At 35.8% G+C, this 17,543-nt stretch carries 12 protein-coding genes; 5 read left to right on the forward strand and 7 right to left on the reverse strand.

Annotated features, from left to right (window positions below):
* Positions 1–84 precede the first annotated feature (84 nt).
* Entirely contained in the window at positions 85–3,042 is a 2,958-nt protein-coding gene (locus tag BUB82_RS10255) for a leucine--tRNA ligase (protein WP_073193531.1), read from the forward strand.
* An 81-nt stretch (positions 3,043–3,123) separates the two neighbouring features.
* Positions 3,124–3,816: a zinc metallopeptidase gene (locus tag BUB82_RS10260; protein ID WP_073193532.1), complete on the forward strand. Its 693-nt coding sequence runs from the start codon at positions 3,124–3,126 to the stop codon at positions 3,814–3,816.
* Positions 3,817–3,864: 48 nt separating this feature from the next.
* On the opposite strand, the gene BUB82_RS10265 is transcribed toward BUB82_RS10260, so the two are convergent.
* From BUB82_RS10265 to BUB82_RS10275, 3 genes are all read right to left on the reverse strand, one after another.
* Entirely contained in the window at positions 3,865–4,482 is a 618-nt protein-coding gene (locus tag BUB82_RS10265) for a T9SS type A sorting domain-containing protein (RefSeq protein WP_083574516.1), read from the reverse strand.
* A gap of 87 nt (positions 4,483–4,569) precedes the next feature.
* Positions 4,570–6,240 carry a formate--tetrahydrofolate ligase gene (locus BUB82_RS10270; RefSeq protein ID WP_073193534.1) on the reverse strand — a complete coding sequence of 557 codons (1,671 nt, stop codon included), beginning with the start codon at positions 6,238–6,240 and terminating at the stop codon, positions 4,570–4,572.
* A 124-nt stretch (positions 6,241–6,364) separates the two neighbouring features.
* Positions 6,365–8,695, reverse strand: a complete 2,331-nt coding sequence (locus BUB82_RS10275; RefSeq protein WP_073193535.1) for a zinc-dependent metalloprotease — start codon at positions 8,693–8,695, stop codon at positions 6,365–6,367.
* Positions 8,696–8,804: 109 nt separating this feature from the next.
* On the opposite strand from BUB82_RS10275, the gene rfbA reads away from it, so the two are divergent.
* Positions 8,805–9,674 (forward strand): glucose-1-phosphate thymidylyltransferase RfbA, encoded by an 870-nt coding sequence (gene rfbA, locus BUB82_RS10280; protein ID WP_073193536.1) that lies wholly within the window; start codon positions 8,805–8,807, stop codon positions 9,672–9,674.
* A 19-nt stretch (positions 9,675–9,693) separates the two neighbouring features.
* Here rfbA and BUB82_RS10285 read toward each other — a convergent pair whose 3' ends face one another.
* From BUB82_RS10285 to BUB82_RS10300, 4 genes are read right to left on the reverse strand one after another with little or no spacing between them, the layout of a single operon-like run.
* On the reverse strand, positions 9,694–11,841 hold the full coding sequence (locus BUB82_RS10285; RefSeq protein WP_073193537.1) for a PepSY domain-containing protein: 2,148 nt from the start codon (positions 11,839–11,841) through the stop codon (positions 9,694–9,696).
* A gap of 6 nt (positions 11,842–11,847) precedes the next feature.
* Positions 11,848–12,327, reverse strand: coding sequence for a DUF2271 domain-containing protein (locus BUB82_RS10290; protein WP_073193538.1), 480 nt, complete (start codon positions 12,325–12,327; stop codon positions 11,848–11,850).
* A gap of 2 nt (positions 12,328–12,329) precedes the next feature.
* On the reverse strand, positions 12,330–13,790 hold the full coding sequence (locus BUB82_RS10295) for an ankyrin repeat domain-containing protein (protein ID WP_073193539.1): 1,461 nt from the start codon (positions 13,788–13,790) through the stop codon (positions 12,330–12,332).
* On the reverse strand, positions 13,790–14,692 hold the full coding sequence (locus BUB82_RS10300; RefSeq protein WP_073193540.1) for a DUF6607 family protein: 903 nt from the start codon (positions 14,690–14,692) through the stop codon (positions 13,790–13,792). Before BUB82_RS10300 ends, BUB82_RS10295 begins: the two co-directional genes overlap by 1 nt.
* A gap of 111 nt (positions 14,693–14,803) precedes the next feature.
* On the opposite strand from BUB82_RS10300, the gene BUB82_RS10305 reads away from it, so the two are divergent.
* Entirely contained in the window at positions 14,804–16,885 is a 2,082-nt protein-coding gene (locus tag BUB82_RS10305) for a TonB-dependent receptor plug domain-containing protein (RefSeq protein WP_073193541.1), read from the forward strand.
* Between the two features lie 31 nt (positions 16,886–16,916).
* A complete protein-coding gene (locus tag BUB82_RS10310) occupies positions 16,917–17,543 on the forward strand; it encodes an HmuY family protein (RefSeq protein ID WP_073193542.1) in 627 nt (208 codons plus the stop codon).

Below are 17,543 nucleotides of genomic sequence, written 5' to 3' on the forward strand. Positions count from 1 at the left end.
GTTAAATGTAATTTATTTAAGTCTCAAGTTATAGGTTCAACCTAATAATCTTATTTTTGCCATAAACAGAAGAGAAATACCATTATGGCATATAAATTCCAATCCATAGAATCTAAATGGCAAAAAAAATGGGCTAAAGACAAGCCTTTTAAAGCCAAGCAACCTCACCAATTTAAAGATAAGCCAAAACCGCCATTTTATGTCTTAGATATGTTTCCCTATCCATCAGGCGCAGGTTTACATGTGGGGCATCCGTTAGGTTATATTGCTAGTGATATTTATGCGCGTTACAAGCGCCACAAAGGTTTTAATGTTTTGCACCCACAAGGTTACGACTCTTTCGGTTTACCAGCTGAACAGTATGCGATACAAACAGGTCAGCATCCAGCAAAAACCACCGAAGTCAATATTAAACGATACCGTGAGCAACTTGATAAAATTGGCTTTTCATTTGACTGGGATCGAGAAGTCCGAACAAGTGATCCTAATTATTATAAGTGGACGCAGTGGATTTTCAGCGAATTATTTCAATCATATTACGATACCAAAGATCAGCAAGCTAAACCAATTGACCAGTTAGTGGCTCAATTTCAAGCTGAAGGAAATTCTTTGGTTAATGCTGCCTGTGATGATGAGGTCTCTCACTTTTCAGCTGAAGATTGGAAAGCTTTTACCGCTAAAGAGCAGGAACAAATTCTGCTGCAATACCGCTTAACTTACCTCGCTGAAACCGAAGTAAACTGGTGTCCAGCTTTAGGAACGGTTCTAGCTAACGATGAAATTGTGAATGGCGTTTCAGAACGCGGCGGGCATCCCGTTATGCGCAAGAAAATGAAACAATGGAGCATGCGTATCTCGGCCTATGCCGAGCGTTTACTCCAAGGTTTAGAGCAACTCGACTGGACCGATAGTTTAAAAGAATCTCAACGTAATTGGATCGGGAAATCGGTTGGCGCACAAGTGAAGTTTAAAATCAAAGCGCATCCTGATACTATCGAGGTGTTTACCACACGACCAGATACCATTTTTGGTGTGAGTTTTATGACTTTAGCACCAGAACATGAATTGGTTCAGCAAATCACAACCCCAGAACAGAAAGAAGCGGTCGAGGCCTACATAAAAGAAACGGCTAAACGTAGCGAACGCGACCGTATGGCCGACGTAAAACATATTACGGGTGTATTTACAGGCGCTTATGCCGAACATCCTTTATCTCAAGAACCTATACCAATTTGGATTGGTGATTATGTGTTAGCTAGTTATGGAACTGGTGCTGTGATGGCAGTGCCGTGTGGCGATCAGCGCGATTTTGATTTTGCGCAGCATTTTGATATTCCAATACCAAACGTGTTTCAAGATGTTGATATTTCTGAAGCAGCACATGGCGATAAAGACCAAACCATTATTGCCAATTCAGATTTTTTAAACGGCTTAAATGTCAAGCAAGCTATTTCGAAAGCTATAGAAAGACTTGAAAAAATTGGCGCAGGCCAAGCTAAAGTTAATTACCGTTTAAGAGATGCGGTCTTTTCGCGCCAGCGATATTGGGGCGAGCCTTTTCCTGTTTATTATGTCGACGGTTTGCCAAAACTGATAGATGTAGAGCATTTACCTTTAAAACTACCTGAAGTAGAAAAATATTTACCAACTGAAGATGGCGCACCACCTTTAGGTCGAGCTGATGTATGGGCTTGGGATACCAAAAACAACCAAGTTGTTGAAAACACTAAAATTGATCATCAAACAATATTTCCATTAGAATTAAACACGATGCCAGGTTGGGCTGGAAGTTCATGGTATTTATTTCGTTATATGGAAACCGAGCAGCGAGATGAAGTATTTGCCTCAGCTGAAGCTTTAGAGTATTGGAAAAATGTAGATTTATATATTGGTGGTAGCGAACATGCAACTGGCCATTTACTCTATGCACGATTTTGGACTAAATTTTTACACGATCGTGGCTTTATACAGGTTGAAGAACCATTTAAAAAACTGATTAACCAAGGCATGATTTTAGGTGAAAGTGCGCTTCTATATAGATGGAATTATAATTCGTCAGATAAAGATAAAAACATTTATGTTTCAAAGTGTATAATAGACGATTGTATTCGAAAAGAAGATTATTTAATTAATCATAGCGATACTGTTTCTAAACAAATTTATGATACGACTCAAAATGAAATGATTACGTCAACTAAGGTAAGTCTTTCACATTTCACTCCAATACATGTTGATGTCTCTTTGGTAAATACATCTAACGAGCTTGATATTGAAGCCTTTAAAAAATGGCGACCAGAGTTTGCTGAAGCCCAATTCATAAAAAATGAAGATGCTAAGCTTATCGTTTCTCGTGAGGTCGAAAAAATGTCAAAGTCAAAATTTAACGTGGTTAATCCCGATGAAATTTGTGAACAATACGGCGCCGATACCTTACGAATGTATGAGATGTTTTTAGGGCCAATTGACCAAGCCAAACCATGGAATACCGCAGGTTTATCAGGCGTGCACAACTTCCTCAAAAAATTATGGAAGCTCTATCATAATGGTGAGCAATTTGAAGTGAGCAATCAAACAGCTTCAAAAGAATCATTAAAGACCTTACACAAAACCATTAAAAAGGTTACACAAGATATTGAAGATTTTAGTTTTAATACGTCAGTATCTACGTTTATGATTTGCGTGAATGAATTAACGCAACAAAAGTGTCAACATCGCGAAGTTTTAGAACCTTTAGCTATTTTAATTGCACCTTACGCCCCACATATTGCTGAAGAGCTTTGGGAATTATTAGGTCATTCTAATGGCATAAGTCACGAAGCTTATCCTCAGGTTGAGGAAAAATACCTCGTTGAAGACACCAAAACCTATCCGATTTCATTTAATGGTAAAATGCGCTTTACCTTAGATTTATCACTAGATTTATCTAAGTCTGAAATTGAAGAAGCTGTCATGAAAGATGAACGCACACAAAAACAATTGAACGGGCGAACACCTAAAAAAGTGATTGTTGTTCCAGGTAAAATTGTTAATCTAGTCGGTTAAACAGCAGTTTTGTCAGCTTTAAAAGTTGGTCTTAAATTTGCTGTATATTAAATGAATTAATTAGTAATTAAAACAATAAACATGGGTGGATATTATATTTTAATAGGAGCAATATTGTTGGTGAGTTGGTTGGTCAGCAATCAATTAAAATCAAAATTTAAAAAATACTCAAAAGTTCAGCTGCAAAATGGGATGAGTGGTAAAGAAATTGCTGAACAAATGTTAGCCGATCACGGTATTACTGATGTGCAAGTCATTTCTACACCAGGTCGATTAACAGACCATTACCATCCCACCAAAAAAACAGTTAATTTAAGTGAAAGTGTGTATTCGCAACGCAATGCAGCTTCAGCTGCTGTAGCAGCTCATGAAGTTGGACACGCAGTACAACATGCCAAAGCTTATTCGTGGTTAGAAATGCGGAGTCAACTTGTGCCTATAGTAAGTGTGGCTTCTCAATTTTCTCAATGGGTTATTTTTGGTGGACTTATTTTAATGGGAATGGTATCAGTTGGCGTTGGACAAATGGTCTTATTAGCTGGTATTATTATGTTTGGTTTAGGTACACTGTTCAGCTTTATCACTTTACCAGTTGAGTATGATGCAAGTAATCGTGCTTTAGCTTGGTTAAAGCGTGAAAATATAGTTACTGCAGATGAATATAAAGGTTCTGAAGATGCCTTAAAATGGGCAGCACGAACTTACGTCGTTGCAGCTATTGGTTCTTTAGCTACCTTGCTTTATTTTATTAGTATTTACTTAGGAAGAGATTAGTTTTGGTTTAAGATCAACAAAAAAAAGCCGCTTTTTGCGGCTTTTTTTTTATAACTTGATAAAGGATTTTGTTAACTCCTGACTTTCTGTTTGTAATTTAATAAAATAAGCTCCAGCTTTTAATGAAGATACATCTATTTTGTGCGATGGCGTTTGAAATTTAAACGACTTAATCTCCTGACCAAGGTTATTGTATATTATAAGTTGTACTTCTTCAGTTAGTTGCCCTTCTATATCTAAACTTAATTCAGATGATGCTGGGTTTGGATAGACCTTTAAATTGTTGGCTGTAAGCTTAAATGTATCCTGGTTGAGGGTTCCATCTGGTACAACAGTTATTGTTCCAAACATCGATCCAGCATGCGGCTGGCAAACATAATCATTTGTACCTTCTTGGGTAAATGTATGTGAAAATGAAAATCCGTTACCTTGTGGCGTGCCACTATTAAAATTTTCTGTTGCGCTTGATTGGCTAACTACATTATGGAAACCATTGGAATGCCAAAACCAAGTCACTGTATCGCCGACTTCAATTGTTAGGCTACTATTTTCGTTTCCTGCAGCGTTCGGATTAGAACCAAAACCCCAATTGATGGTGTAAGTTTCTGTTTGTGCTTGAGCAAATTGTAACATGCTAAAACATAGTAAAAGTAAAAATATTCTCATAGCTTAAATTTTAATGTGTAAGCTAACAGATAAAATTTAATTTATTTCATTCAAGCGGATATTTTACAAACATTTAACCTTAAAAGCTTAAAATAGCCCTGAAATATTTCCTTGGTCATCGATATCAATGTTTTCAGAAGCGGGATGTGCTGGCAAGCCTGGCATTCGCATCATTTTACCGGTAATTGGAATTAAAAAACCTGCACCAGCTGCAATTTCAATCTCCCTTACATTTAAAATAAAGTTGTCAGGTCTGCCGCGACGAGATTCATCATCTGATAGCGATTTTTGAGTTTTAGCCATACAAATCGGTAAGTGGCTTAAGCCTAAATTTTCAATGCGTTTTAAATCGGCTTTGGCTTTTGCTGAATAATCAACTGAAGATCCTCCGTAAATGCTTTTCGCAATCACTTCAACTTTATCTAAAACCGGTTGATCCCAGTTGTACAAAGCTTTAAAGTCGCTAGATGAAGTATTTTCGAGTGTTTTAATCACTTCAGTAGCTAGTTCAATGGCACCGTTTCCGCCATCAGCCCAAACATTGGCTATGGCCGCTTTGATGCCTTTGGCTTTGGCAAATTCTTGTATAATTTCAATTTCTTCAGCAGTGTCACTCGTAAATTGGTTGATGGCTATAATTGGTGTAATATTAAATTTGAGAGCATTTTCAAGATGTTTTTCTAAATTAGGTAGACCTTTTTTTAATGCCTTTGGACTTGGGGTTTCTAATTCATTTAAAGCTGCTCCACCATGGTATTTTAAAGCGCGAATAGTTGCTGTGAGTACAATAACTTCGGGTTTAAGATTAGCACTTTGACATTTTATATCGAGAAATTTTTCCCCGCCTAAATCAAATCCAAAACCAGCTTCGGTGACTGTATAATCGGCTAAACTCATTCCCATTTTTGTGGCTAAAACGGTGTTAGTTCCTTGTGCGATGTTGGCAAATGGGCCGCCATGAATAATTGCTGGGTTACCTTCTATGCTTTGAACTAAGTTAGGTTTAATGGCATCTTTAAGTAAGGTTGCCATGGCACCTTGCGCTTTCAGGTCTTTAGCATAAATAGGGGTTTTATCATAAGTGAAACCAATAAAAATTTTACCTAAGCGATCTTTTAAGTCACTTAAATTATTGCATAGACATAAAATGGCCATAAGCTCAGATGCTGCCGTGATATCAAAACCAGTTTCTCTAGGAACACCCATTGTGGTGCCACCAAGACCAACGATAACTTGACGCAATGCACGGTCATTAACGTCTAATACCCGTTTCCATTTAACAGTTCGGGCATCGATATTTAGATTATTAGTTTTACTTTGAATATTATTATCGATAATTGCCGCAAGTAGGTTATGCGCTTTTTCGATGGCAGAAAAATCACCTGTGAAATGCAAATTAATATCCTCCATAGGTAAAACTTGAGACTTGCCACCACCAGTGGCGCCACCTTTTATACCAAAAACGGGTCCTAATGAAGGTTCTCGTAAGACTACGACACTTGACTTACCGAGCTTATTGAGACCTTCATTTAGACCGATAGATATGGTTGTTTTGCCTTCTCCAGCTGGTGTTGGTGAAATGGCACTCACCAAAATTAATTTGCTTTTTGATGCCTTTGTTTCATTGATTAAATCAAGCGGAAGTTTTGCTTTAAATTTACCGTAATGTTCGAGTTGATCTGGATTGATGCCAATTTTTTCAGCAATTGTATTAATATGTTTTAACTCTACTGCTTTAGCAATCTCTATATCTGTCATTTTGTTTTAAATTTTCGATTGAAAGTTATGATAAAAAATAGAGTTACAGATTGATTTTTATCAGTTTATAGTTACAAAAAACGCTTGGAAAATCCCAAGCGTTTTTTTGTTATATGCTTATTTATTATTTGTCATTTAATGAGTGATGTAAAAACAAATAATGTGTTTTTAAAATGCCATTTTTACGTTTGCTTAGTTTTCGGGTGTACGGTTTTAAATCTTCTTGAATGTTTAAGATGTAAGCTTTTATTTCAGAAGCTAACTTATCATCTTCAATTAAATCTTCAAAATGATTAATCATTTGCTTTTGTAATTCACGTTCAGCCAAATCTGGCGTTTCATTCTGGTAAATGATATCATCAGTCAATTGATTTAGGAGTTCATGAACTGAAAGCCCATTGCCTTGAAGGCTTGCATTGCTATTCATCATTTCATTGAGAGACCTTGAAGACGTTAATCGTTTCAATAAGTTGACATTTATATTGATTAAGCGTTCTAACGTACCTTCATCAGAAAAATTAGACACTAAACCTTTATCGATTAACCAATATTGCGTTTGGAAGACATTTTCATTCAGAAAAGCCAAAGCATCCATTTGTTCTTCGCGGTTAACGAGTTGGTAAGGTGTGCCCGGTTGACCTTTATGTAGCAAGGTTTCGTGTACACCACCAATATTATTAGCCACATGATAAACGTAGCGTCTGTACACTGAAAGCATTTCACCGTATAACTCCTCTAAGTCATCATAGGTTTGGCCATTTTCTGTAGTCCAATCGTTGAGGTTTTTAGCGACAATTTTAAGGTTAGATAAACCGTAATTACTAGCTTTTATTGTGTTGTCTCCAATATTTTCAGTTTGTGAGTCAGGATCATTATTATAACCGCCAAACATGTACAGTTTTTGAGTGCTTTTATCATCAACAAACTGTTCTAAGATGGTTTTGACTTCTTCAGCTGTTTGATCTTCATAATAGCGGTAACCCCATTCAACTGCATAATCATCGTATGGGCCAAGTTGTCTTATAAATCGAATATTTTTATCACCAGGCTGGGCGACATAGTTGTAGCGCGCATAATCCATGATTGTTGTGGCGATTCCCATTTTTTGTGTAAATTTTCCTGACCGAAGCGAATCTACTGGATAAGCAGAACTTGCTTTCATATTGTGTGGTAGGCCAATGGCATGACCAATTTCGTGAGAAATTACACGACGCATCATTTCGCCAATTTCTTCTTCTGGTGTGTTTAGGGTTCTTGCTTTCGGATTAGCGGCTCCAGTTTCTAATAAATAGCGATTTCGGTAAGAGCGCAAATGGTTATGATACCAAATAATGTCACTTTCAATAATTTCACCAGTTCTTGGGTCGGCTACACTTGGGCCAACAGCGTTTCTAGTTGTTGAAGCTACATATCGAACAGTTGAGTAACGTATATCCTCAGGGTTAAAGTCAGGATCTTCTTCTTTTGTGGGTGCTTCTTTTGCAATAATTGCGTTTTTAAAACCTGCTTTTTTAAAGGCTGAATTCCAATCTTCGATCCCTTTTATAAAATAAGGCACCCATTTTTTTGGTGTAGCAGGGTCAAGGTAATAAACTATTGGCTTAACAGGTTCAACTAATTCGCCACGTGCATAAGCTTCTTTGTCTTTTGGTACTAAGCGCCAGCGTTTTGCGATTCTGTAATCATCTGCTTTTAAGGCATCTGAGCTAAAATTGTACTTTCGTAAACTAAACCAACCTACGCGGGAATCCACAAACCTCACTTTCATTTTGTCTTCTGGAAGTTCAATAATTGAATGGTTGACTTGAAAGCTGAAGGTATTTGAGCTATTTCCTCTTGGTGGTTCTTTAACACTATAAGTTAATGTATGAAGAATTTCGATATTTTTTGGAAAAGCCGATACGCGGTCAATTCGGCTTCTCGATTTATCGACTCCGCCAATTTTATATTCTTTTTTCTGGTAATCACCAATAATATTAAATGAAGGTGAATCGGTGTTAAAAAACGATGTAACTTCAACTGTTATCATTTTATCATCTTCGTCTTCAATTTTAAAACTTGCCAGAATAGGATTGAAGTTATTTTGCTGAACACTTAAGTTAATCGGATCTTCTTCATTAGCCACATTTACAGTTGAAATTTGGAGTAAATCAATTGTATTTCCTCGCTTTACAAAATGAATCATTTGTTCCGAAGTTTTAGACCCAGCGTTGGTGTAAGGTGAGTAGTTACCAGGAATTTGCTTTAAACGTGTGACCATAAGTAAGTCTTTTCCTAAAACTGTTTTGGGTATTTTAAAGTATAGCTTATCATCACCAAAAAAGGTATTAACCAAGCCTTGACTTTTATCCAATTTTTCTAGCTTTTCATTGAAAGGAATATTTTCAGAAGTTTTATTTTTCTGAGCATAAATGATGTTTGTTGCTAGTAAAAAAAATAATATAAGATGTCGCATAAATTTAAATTTACAATTTAGAGTCTCAAAATACTAAAAAGTTTAAACTAAGCGGTTTAAAAAAAATCACTAATTTCGCTCAACAACTCAATAACCAAGACAACTATTTATGAAAGGAATTATATTAGCTGGCGGTTCTGGAACAAGGCTTCATCCATTAACACACGCTGTTTCTAAGCAACTTTTACCGATTTACGATAAACCCATGATTTTTTATCCGCTTTCGGTGTTAATGTTGGCAAATATTAAAGATATACTTGTGATTTCGACACCTGAAGATTTACCTAATTTTAAGAAATTATTAGGCGATGGCAGTAAATATGGAATTAACTTAAGTTATGCAGAGCAACCAAGTCCAGACGGTTTAGCACAAGCTTTTATAATTGCAGAAGATTTTATTGGAGATGACGATGTAAGTTTGGTTTTAGGTGATAATATATTTTATGGTGCTGGACTTTCTGGCTTATTGCATCGAGCGGTACAAAAGGTAGAAACTTCTAAAGAAGCTGTTATTTTTGGTTATCGCGTAGACGACCCAAGACGCTATGGTGTCGCTGAAATTGATCCCAATGGTAAAGTGCTAAGTATTGAAGAAAAGCCTTATAATCCAAAAGGTCAGCACGCTGTTGTTGGTTTATATTTTTATCCCAATTCTGTTATTGAAATTGCAAAAAATGTTAGGCCTTCAGATCGTGGTGAACTTGAAATCACATCGGTGAATGAAGCTTATTTACATCAGGGCAATTTGAATTTGCAGACTATGAATCGTGGTTTTGCTTGGCTTGACACAGGAACTCATGAAGCCTTAACTGAAGCCACTGAGTTTATTAAAGCTCTTGAAAAACGAACAGGACTCAAAATAGCATGCTTAGAAGAGATTGCCTTGCAAAAAAAATGGGTCACTAAGGCTCAAATCGCTGAACAAATCGACGGTAAAAAAGGCGATTACTACGGTTATCTGCAACGCTTAATTGATTAAAGTCACGCTTTTTTCTTGCTTAATAGCAATCTGAACGTATTCGACGAGTTAAGTCAATAGAGGTATGAGATAGGTGTTTTTTTGCAATAGCCTCTAACTCATTTTTCACCGATTTTTCCATATTTAAACTACCACAGATCATAATGATACCATTATTATTTAGGTGTTGGCAAATAAACTTGTACTCTTGTTTGACTAGCTCTTGAACATAATTTGGACCTACATCTTCACGAGAAAAAGCAGTGAAGTGTTTGTCTAGTTTTTGGCGAGAATCTTTCAGGTAATCTTCATAAATCTCAAGACTTTCTTTAGTCCTAAATCCGCTGATTAAGCTTATTTTTTGACTTGGTTTTGCTTCGCTAATCATTCCCAAAAATGGCGCAATTCCAGTGCCATTACAAATCATTAAAACAGGTAAATCTTTCGGTAAATGAAATTCAGGATTTGATTTAATAGAAGCATGAATTTTTTGACCTTTATGAAGTTCAGATAAGAAGGTTGAACATACTCCATGTTCATGTTTTTTGATACTTAACACACAGTTGCCTTTTATCTTAGCCATAGAGTAAAGCCGTTCTCGACCGTCTTCAGCTGAAATACTTAACCAATCACCCGACTTAAAGTGTTTAGGTGAAGTTAGCTCTAAACAAAAACAGCTATCTTGGTTTAATGGTGTTGAAGATTTGAGTTGAAATAAATCTTCTTTTTTTGAAAAATTGATTTCAATAGTTTCATGTAAAACATTAGATAAAGCTTTAATCCATTGTTTGAGTTCAATGCTGTTATTTTGGTTGATTTTAGTTAATTTAAGAACTTGGTTAAATTCTTCTTGTTTAAATAATTCTTGATTTAAAGTTTCAGCAAATGCACAAAATTTAGGATAGTGCTTTGAGCCAAATCCTAAAACAGCGTAATTCATAGGCGTTTTGGTTGCTTTGAGTTTCTCTAAAGCATGACGGGCATTTTCTGGCGGCTCACCATCCCCATAGGTGGCTGTTAATATTAAGGCTAAACGAGCTTTATGTTCAGGTTTGTAAGCGTTTAAGGTGCATAAATGTACTTTACTATGTTGTTGTAAAGCTTTGGCAAGCTCTTTCGCGAACTGAAAAGTCGATCCTGTTTGTGAACCCACCAAGACTAGAATATCTGTGCGACTAAAAGCAGTTTTATTTTTAAAGTCTTGACGTTTCTTTTTTAAAATCCAAATCCCTAATCCACTAATGGCAATAAATACCGAGATTAAACTTACTAGCCCAATTAAAATAGACCAAACCCAATTGGAATGACCTGTATGAAGTTGATAGTTAATTGATTTGAATGTACTTAAATGAGAAGCCTTAACTTCACTGATAACTTGCCCTGTGTATTGATGTAATAAGACTTCAGATTGGTTGGTTTTAATTAAATAGTAGTCTTCAGCTGAATCTGAAAATGGAAACTGTACATATTTCAAATCGTTGAGGTTGATGTTTCTAGTAAATTTAAATTCAGCTAATGAAACTTCAGTTTGTTTCACTTTAGGTGTTTGCTGTAGTTGTGCAAAAACATCAGGTTTTTTGTCTTTAATTAAAAAACGATCGATGCTGAGGTAAGATCCTGAAAAAGCAATAATTAAAAGGATAACTAAACTGTATTTACTGCTGATACTATGCCAGTAATCCCAGGTATTTTGAAATGATTCGCGCTTTAATAAGAGCCAACTTCCGTAGCGTTTGTAAAGTAAAACACTGCCTGAAATACATAAAAGAACTAAGCAAATGGCTGTAAAGCCTACAATTAATCGACCGGTTGATTTTAAAAATAGTGAGCGGTGTAGCGCTTCTGTAAATTTAAATACAGGATGGCGTTCGCCAAGCTTACTTAATCGATTAAAATTAATAGGATTAATGTAAAAGGTTTCAATATTAAAATCGTCTCCAAGTTGCTCAACACTTACTTGGTCAAATTTATTGCGTTCAAGTCGTGAAATTTCAGGATAGTTATCTTTAATTTTAGCTAGAAAAACACCCAAGTTTTGGTCTAATGCGTCATTGGAAGTTGAGATGTTTTTATTTCGCTCTATAACAGGCTCAATAGCTAATATTGAGCCTGTTATGGCGGCTAAAATAATAAATACACTAGCGGCAAGCGCCAAAATTCGGTGAGTTGTTCGCCAAATAAAGTTCATGAAAAATTAAAGCGGTAATAACTTAATAAATCGAATAAATCCTTTTCCATTAGTGGTTTTTCCTTCAAGCAGTTGTGAGGTGATTTTTATTTTAACATCATCTAGATGATAAGCTTGATCTTCTACGGCAGTTTCAAAACGAAGGCTGTAACCTTTATTAATCCATTCTGGTTGAAGCTGAAATTGAGTAACTGCTCTACGTCCACCAGCTATTGTAGCTCCTGTTTTTCCGTCTAATGAAGGACGCGTTTTACCATAAAAGTCCCACCATTGGTCGATATCATGGTACCATTCTGTATCTTCACCGCGTACATGAAGTGTTTCAACATAATTGTCGGCTTCATCAAGCACTGAAATAACAACGTAGGCGCCTTCTCCAGAGTAATTCTTCATTTGTATTAAACACTTGTAAGCTGTATTGGTATTAAATGAAGACAAGCTCAAGCTACCGATGATAATAAGTGCCAGTGTTTTAAAATATTTCATTATTATGATTTTAAAAAGTTAATAGAATCATTTGTGAGTTCCTCGTTTTGTTGAGCTAAATCGTAAAGACTTTCACCAAAATCTGTTTTGACATCTGTTTTTGCTCCATATTGAATAAGTTGCTTAATAGGGTCTGTAGATTTAAAAGTCATCACTGCTAATTGAAGTGGTGTAAGTCCTTCTTTATTTTTTTGATTTAGAGGTACTCCATGTTGATGTGCTATGTTTACTAAAAATGAATCTTTAGCTTCAACAGCTAAATGAAACAAAGTATTACCATCTTCATCAATTGTATCATATTCAATTAAAGATTTTAAAAGTTCATATTTTGCCTTAAGATCTTTGTTTGATTGAAATAACTGATGACCCAATCTCGGGTTAGTCCCCATTTTTTCTGATTCTAGGCTTTCAGAATCTAGCAAAAGCTTGACGATTTCAGCTGAATTATAACGAGTTGCTACTTCTAATAACGGTTGAAGCTTATCGTTATAATTTTCTTGATTCGAATTATATTGAAGCAAAGTTTTAACAACATTAGCGGAGTTATGTTTGGCAGCATACCACAATGGCGTATGCTTGTTTTGATCTTTTAATTGTGGTTCAAGGCCTTTTTCAACCAACCAAGTTATCAGATCAACTTGGTTAGAGCGTGCCGCAAGGGGATGAAGTATAGTTTGGTCTTGACTATTGCGTTGAAGAGGATCTAAACCTAAGTCTATTAAATGCTTAAAGAATTTTAAATCGTTGGTGTGCCCTCGAGCACCTCTGGCTGCAAAAAACAAAGCAGTTTCATTATTCTCATTTATCGCCTTTACTTTTAAGCCTTTTTCAACTAAATATTCAATAATCGACAAATTACCTTTTTTAGCCGCATAATGTATGGCCGTGTTTCCTTGATGATCTTTTGCTTTTAGCGATAAGCCTTGATCTAAAAAGTAGTTTAAATCATTGATTTGCTTAATACTTGGCATAAGTAAGAGATGAACTTGAGCGCCACTACGGTGAGGTTTTTTCAAATTAGCACCATTAGCTTTTAGCAACTCATATAGGCTCGGATTTATAGTGCCGCCAACAGCCGCAAAAGTTACAGGTGTATGTCCTGTATCATCTACTAGATTAACTTTAGCACCCATTTTAATAAGTTGCTCAGAGAATTTCAAGTTGTTTTTATAAACGGCCCAAAACAAATACGTACGACCATCATGTGTGAGTTTATCAATAGTATTTCCTTCAAGTTGAATTAAATAATCTAAAACTTCAAAGTTTGCGTTTTCTAAAATAGCCCATGTTAATGCATCAAAACCATGCTGATTTAGTGCTGTTGCATCATGACCTCTGTTAATTTCAGCTTTTAATTGTTTTAACTCAGGCTTAGACTTCCAATAGTCTCTTTGCATTAAAGGATTACTAGCTTGAGTTAAACAGCTAAAGCTAAGTGCTACAACTAATAAAATGAAACGCATTATTCAACAAATTTATCGATGGTTGTACTAATTTCTTCATAAGTATTTAAAGAGTCGTCAAATAAATGCTTGTAAAGCACTTTAAACTCTACCTTTTCTTTTAAACTTAAGTCTGTATCTCGATTAAAGACTTCATCCCATTTTTGGCGAACAATGGCCCATTTTTCTTGATGTTCTTTCCACCAGTCTTGCGCAGCTTGGCAACGGCTGTCATCTACTTTAACATAGGTGTTGTAGCCTTTTTCATTGGCTAGAATCCTATCATCTTGACCATCGGCTCTTACAATTTTAGCATTGTCTTGGTCGTGAACCCAGCCGTAATCTGTAATCTCATGGCGGTTAGTGCGTTGTGTTACATTGTAGTCACTACGTTGTGTATATTCACGTCTTGGAAGTGGCGCATCGGTTGTGTTTTCCCAGTAGCTTTTACCATCAACATGAACCCATGTTGCTGTTCCTTCATATCTTGGGCTATCATCAACCTGATACACTTTTTGTGTCCATTGTCCTTTCACCTCTTTTCTAGGCAACTTGGTATAAGTCCATTGGTTGTCGTGGTTAAATTGGTACAATTCTGTATTTTCAAATAACCAATCTTGTCGCCAATGCTTGACAATCATCGGTTCAGCTGGATTACCAACTTGTAAAATATGCTGAATTACAATTTCATCTTTTTCATCTGTAACTAATTGTGCCCACTCTAAACCTTTACTCACTTTATTAGGAGAAGCTTTGTAAAGACTGTCTTTGCTGTGTTGAAATGTCTCTGCGAAGTTAAATGTAACTTCATAACATCCACACATTGACTTGATGGCTTCTCGGTCTTTTTTCAGTTTTGAGGATTGTGCAAAGGTTAAGCTAGAAACTAAAGCTATTAAAAAAAAATTGATCACAGTTTTCATAATTCCAATTATTTAGGGTTTTAAAATTTTGGTACAAAACTAACTATTTTTATTTGTTCTAAATAAGAATTAGCTATATTTGTGCACTTATTTAGATTAAATATAAATAAAATGAAGTTTAAATCATTGGTAATCAATTGTTTGTTTTTGATGTTTGGTGTTTTGACGTATGCACAGGTTGAAATTGACACGACCCAATTTAATCAATTAGATGAAGTAATTCTAACAGCTACACGTACAGAACGCCAACTATCTTCCTTGCCAATGCCAGTTACTTTAGTATCAAAAAAAACTATAAATCAATCAGGTAGTGTTCGTCTTGATGAAATTCTTCGAGAGCAAACAGGTATTGTGACGGTAACTGACGAAAGTGGGTTTGAAGGTGTTCAAATGCAAGGTATAGCATCAGACTATATACTAATTCTCATCGATGGCGTACCGCTTGTTGGTCGTAGTGCAGGAAATTTTGATTTAAGTCGATTAACCGTTGGAAACATAAAACAAATTGAAGTCGTAAAAGGACCTTCAAGTAGCCTTTATGGTTCTGAGGCCTTAGGCGGCGTAATTAACATCATTACCGAAAAGCCTAGTCAACAAGATCTTGAAGGTTCAGCTTCTTATCGTATTGGTCGCTTTTCACAACAGGACATTAACTTAGAGCTTAGCCAAGCTTTTGATCAACTTAGATATAGTGTTTTTATGAATCGATTTTCAAGTCAAGGCTATGATTTGAATACTCAAACTGAAGGTCAGACGGTGAATCCATTCGAAAACTACACCTTAAATGCACGTGTTTATTATGATTTTTCAGATCGCCTAAAGTTTTCTTCTTCAACGCGTTTTTTTAATGAAAATCAAGACATTGGCTTTTCAAACCAAGATGAAGCATTTAATGGAGACACCCAGCAAAATGAGTGGAATTTACATACTAAGCTTGATCATGAATTAAGCAGCGATTTTGAGGCAACTTACGAACTTTATTACACGAGTTATAAGGTCGAAGAATCGGTTTTCAATTCGACATTAAATAGTTTGTCAAGTGCTAATTTTTTTAATCAGCAACTTTTAAGGCCTGAAGTACGAACTAACTTAAGGTTTAATGAAAAAGGCATATTAACAACAGGCTTAGGTTACCAATATGAAAGTTTAGATCGAACTTTTTTTGATGATCAGGTTAACTTTAATTCGCAGTATTTGTATGCTCAATATGATGTGGATCTACTTGATCAACTCAATATAATTGCGGGTCTTCGGTTCGATAATCATTCTGAATACAGCAATCAATTAAGTCCTAAATTAGCCATGCGCTATCAATTTAGCGATCAACTAGCACTCAAGGCTTCAGTAGGTCGCGGATTTAAAGCGCCAGACTTTAGGCAACTTTATTTCGACTTTTTAAATTCTGCCGTAGGTTACGTGGTATTAGGTTATAATGTTGCTGCTGATAAACTTGAAGAATTACAAAATCAGGGTCAAATATTAGAAACAGTCGTTTCTCAAAATGAATTAAATCAAGACTTAGATGCTGAAAGCTCAACAGGTTATAATCTAGGTTTTACTTATAAACGTGACCGTTGGAATGCAGAGTTGAATTTTTTTAGAAACGATTTTACAAACCTTATCGACACCCGAATCATAGCACGATTAAACAATGGGCAAAACGTGTTTAGTTATGTGAATTTTGATGAAGTATTTACGACAGGTTTAGAGTTTAATTCTAATATTGAAGTTACGAAGAACTTTACACTTAATGCGGGTTATCAGTTGTTATACGCTTATGATAAGACCAACTTAGACCGTATAGAAAACAATCAGGTGTTTGTTCGAAACCCAGCCAATAACCAAACTGAATTAGTTTCTCGTTCAGATTATTTTGGTTTAGTCAATCGGTCACGACACAATGCCAATTTGAAGCTGTTTTACGACTTACCGAAATTAGAAACAGATGTAAGTTTAAGACTTTTATACCGAAGCAAATATGCGCAGTTTGATACCAATGGAAACGGTTTAATCGACACCTATGACACTAGTTTCGTCAATGGTTTTGCAACTGTAAATTTTGCAGCTAGTAAACAATTTTTTAATGATTTTAGATTACAAATTGGTGCTAACAACCTCCTAGATTATACTGATGCCAATATTCCATCTATGCCCGGAATACAGGGTTTTGTAAAACTTAATTATCAATTTTAAAACAATTATAAATTCTATAAATATGTGTACTATGAAAATTAAAAATGTAATTTTAGGTTTAGCGCTTAGTTTTGGCCTTTTTTCTTGTAGTGATGATGATGGTCTAGTCCCTGTCGCTGCCGTTGAAACTGAAACTATTAGTAACCTTCACGCTCCTCAAACAGGAGGTCAAGGTCAACCGGTTGGCGGTGATTTTACCAAATTCGATTTTAGTTCAGGAACTGTAACGACTAGTGAAACCGACTGGGATATAGCGTTTCGAGGGACAACAATTGCCATAAATGGTGGTGAAGCAACAGGTACCAATGATGAGCCTGAGCGTAATGCTAATGCTGGAGCAGCTATAGTCGATGGTACTTTTGATACTGTGACCACTGCCGCAGATTTAAATTTCTCGCAAGATTCTCCAACTGGTTTTGCTATTCCTACAGGAAGTGATAATGGCTGGTATAATTACAACTTTATGACTAACATCGTAGCTCCAATTCCTGGAAAAATATTGGTGTTTAGAACAGCTGAAGGTAACTATGCTAAAGTAGAAATTTTAAGTTACTACAAAGATGCACCAGCTGAACCAGATCCATTTGAAGACGAGACACGTTACTATACATTTAATTATGTTTATAACCCAAATAGTGGCGATACTTCATTAGAATAA

Origin of the sequence: Psychroflexus salarius, assembly GCF_900129035.1 — a bacterium.
Taxonomy (GTDB): domain Bacteria; phylum Bacteroidota; class Bacteroidia; order Flavobacteriales; family Flavobacteriaceae; genus Psychroflexus; species Psychroflexus salarius.